The following is a 501-nucleotide window of genomic DNA, read 5'->3' on the forward strand; positions in this document are numbered from 1 at the left end:
GAACCAAAAATGGATATTCAAAAATTAGCCGATCATGAGTCATTGGATCTACATGAAGTTATTAATTTTAAAACCCTTTGCTTAGCGAAATCAAAACTAATGCAAGGACTGGTATTTGATGATGATTTGAGAGCATTAATGCAAAAAGATGTTGAACAATCCATGCAAGCACTTGGAGAATTACAGGCAATTTATCAACGTGCACCTTTTGAAGCGCCTGTTCCTCAAAACCGGCCAACACCAATAATAAATTGAAAGGAAGGCAAATTCATTGAACAATGACTATTTAGACCCTATAAACTCGCTACACGTACCAGAGCTAGCAGATACCACATTTGCGATGGATTTACTTCTTCGTGCCAAAGAAGGTGTGCGCAATATTGCGGTTGCATTAACGGAGTCCGCATCACCTGATGTTAGAACCCTCTTACGAAACCAGTTAATGCAAGGGATTGCCATGCACCAAGAAATTACAGAATTAATGATTAGTAAAAAATGGTT

The 501-nt window shown here is 38.1% G+C and carries 2 protein-coding genes; both read left to right on the top strand.

Annotation, left to right across the window (positions count from 1 at the left end):
• The first annotated feature begins 9 nt into the window (after positions 1-9).
• On the top strand, positions 10-255 hold the full coding sequence (locus V7659_RS05040) for a spore gernimation protein GerQ (RefSeq protein ID WP_335538550.1): 246 nt from the start codon (positions 10-12) through the stop codon (positions 253-255).
• 16 nt (positions 256-271) lie between these two features.
• Positions 272-501: spore coat protein (locus V7659_RS05045; RefSeq protein WP_335538544.1), on the top strand; the 230-nt coding region annotated here is incomplete at its 3' end.

This window comes from Neobacillus drentensis (genome assembly GCF_036966985.1).
GTDB classification, from domain to species: Bacteria; Bacillota; Bacilli; order Bacillales; family Cytobacillaceae; genus Neobacillus; species Neobacillus drentensis_E.

Bases quoted from the DNA above. Each gene is read 5' to 3' on its own strand.
- V7659_RS05040 (WP_335538550.1), top strand. From the start codon at position 10: ATGGATATTCAAAAATTAGCCGATCATGAGTCATTGGATCTACATGAA.